The sequence below is a fragment of the Arsenicibacter rosenii genome (assembly GCF_001870735.1).
GTDB classification, from domain to species: Bacteria; Bacteroidota; Bacteroidia; order Cytophagales; family Spirosomataceae; genus Arsenicibacter; species Arsenicibacter rosenii.
Map to the genome: position 1 here is coordinate 1 of NZ_MORL01000091.1, position 2,663 is coordinate 2,663.

Annotated in this window: 2 protein-coding genes; both read left to right on the forward strand. The window is 48.6% G+C overall.

Translation table 11 applies throughout. From position 1 onward, the window contains the following. Positions 1 to 54, forward strand: a 54-nt coding sequence (locus BLX24_RS34245) for a CVP-CTERM putative protein-anchoring domain-containing protein (protein WP_510185438.1), incomplete at its 5' end; no start/stop codon positions are given. 573 nt (positions 55 to 627) lie between these two features. Further along, positions 628 to 2,663 (forward strand): SdrD B-like domain-containing protein (locus BLX24_RS29905; RefSeq protein ID WP_310590813.1); only part of this gene is annotated, 2,036 nt, incomplete at its 3' end.

Below are 2,663 nucleotides of genomic sequence, written 5' to 3' on the forward strand. Positions count from 1 at the left end.
TGTCCGCCGGCTACCTGCGTACCGATTACCGTTAAGAAAATTGTCAGACCATAAGCTCACGGGATAAAACAGAAAAGCCAGCTATAATAGCTGGCTTTTCTGTTTTATCCCGTATATGTTATTGAGACTACTTAATGCTTTACTTAAGTTATACTTTGGCATCATAATTGCTATATATAACAAATAAACACATAATCATTTTAATTGTTACCATAACAATAAAAAAAACAAACATAAAACCTACTATTGTTTACATAATTCAAATAATAGAATTACCGTTTAAAACAAATTTTCACGTTCCGTACCATCAGGTATAGGTGGCGTCTTTTTTGTTCCATTTCATCTTATTCGCTTGCTTATTTTCAACCAAAGCTGAAGTAAGATGTCATGAAAAAAATCTACCAGCCCCCCCAAAGGAGTTCAGTCAACTCTTTTGGACGATTTTTGCATTCCCTATTCACACTAAGGCAGAATCTTCCACCTTTAGTAAAGCTGGCTCAATTCAGTTGGCTGATTGGTTTATTATTACTAGCCTTTGTATCTGAAAGTCGTGCTCAATGTTCTATAGCCATCAGCAAGGTAACAACCTCCGGTTGTTATGCCGTTACCAACACCAGTGGTGTTCTTGTGAGTAAATCAACGGTGAGTGTGGAAGTTGCCTGGTCTAATGCACCGGCCAACGGGTACATCATTGTCACAAGCGGCACCCAGAGCCAGACGATTCTACCCGGAACAATCACTGTCACCTACGCCCAACCGGCCGGCTATAACACTCTTGTTACGGGCAGTCAGACCATTGTATCTCCACAGGTAGTTGCCTTTGAGGTAGACGCCAACAGCAGTGCCGGTACGGTAACAGCCCGCTTTTCTAACCAGACCAGTTGTTCGGCAACCGGTTCCTTTACTACGCCTGCCTCCTGCCTTCCTATCACCTGTTCCGGCAGTAATCTCGGTGGTATGGTGTTTAAGGATTTTAATGATGATGGCGGCAAACAGGCCGGCGAAACGGCCGGGATTCCTGCGGTTGCCATAAAAGCCATTGCCTGTGACGGTACCACTTATACCGCCACAACCGATAACTATGGTCTTTATTCCATCAATATTCCGGCGAATAAATATCCGGTGCGGGTAGAATTCAGTAATGTGCCGTCAATTTATAATCTCGGCGTCAACGGTAATGACTCCCGGACCTCAGTCCAGTTTGTAGCTGCCCCGCGATGTAATGTCAATCTGGGGATTAATAACCCGGTGGATTACTGCTCCAATAACCCGGTCGTTTTTGTTCCGTGCTATGTTAACGGTAACCCGCTGGCAGGTGGTAATGCCGGTACAGCCGATGCCCTGGTAACCATTCCGTACGGGGTTTCCTCAGCCACATCCTTTACCGGTGAAGTTCCCATTGCAACAGCCAGTCAGATCGGTTCTATCTGGGGGCTGGCCTACAATAAATACACGAAACGGCTATTTCTGAGCGCGATGCTTAAGCGGCATGCCGGCCTTGGCCCACTGGGTCTGGGCGGTATCTACGTCACCAATTATGCAAATCCTGCATCCCCCACTACCACTTCCTTCCTGAATGTTACGGCAATCGGTATCAATGTCGGAACGATTGCCAGTAACACCGCACGGGGTCTGGCCGCTGACGTTGGTACACCAAACTACGATATTCAGGCGTTTTCCGCTGTCGGTAAGGTAGGTATTGGTGATCTGGAAATTTCAGACGACGGAGACAAACTGTGGCTCACCAACCTCTCGGATAAGCGGCTGTACTCCATTGACATTTCACAGTATAACCTGACTGGCACTACACCAACAACTGCCAATGTGTCCTCCTACACGATTCCCGCCAGTTGTACCGGCGGGCAGTACCGGCCCTGGGCGCTAAAGGTATACAACGGAAAAGTGTATGTCGGCGGCGTTTGTGATGCGCAGTCGTCAGGAAATAAATCCAATCTGAGAGCGTCTGTATATGAGCTTAACGGCTCCACGTTTACCCAGATTTTTGACTTCCCGCTGACTTATCCGAAAGGCTATCCCGCACTTGCCAACTCTAATAATACCGGCTGGTTTCCCTGGACCGATGTATTCAGTGACCTGATCGACGGCAACAGTACGATCCTGCGCCGCCCGATTCCAATATTTACCGATATTGAATTTGACATAGACGGTTCCATGGTGCTGGCATTCGGTGACCGCACCGGTTTGCAGGGCGGTGACCTGAATTATGGCACTACTACCGGGAATACCACTACCTACGAAGTAAACTCGCAGGCGGGTGACATTTTACGGGCGTACTATTCAAACGGAGCGTTTGTGCTGGAAAATAACGCCAAAGCAGGGCCTAACTCCGGCTCCGGCAGAGGCAACTCACAAGGGCCTGGTTTCGGCGAGTTCTATAACGATAACTGGATTCAGGAACCAGCCGCAAACCGGCCATTCCCCCCTTATTACCACGCTGAGAATGTGATGGGCGGTCTGGCGCTGAAACCAGGCTCGGGGGAAGTAGTGGTCACAACCGTCGACCCGGTCGATTATCATCCGTATGCCGGCGGGGTCCGGTACCTCAATAATACGTCCGGATTATCCACTACACAATATGCGGTTTACATTACCCGTGGTCCGGACGGCAATATAAATCCCGGCACCTTTGCCAAAGCCACCGG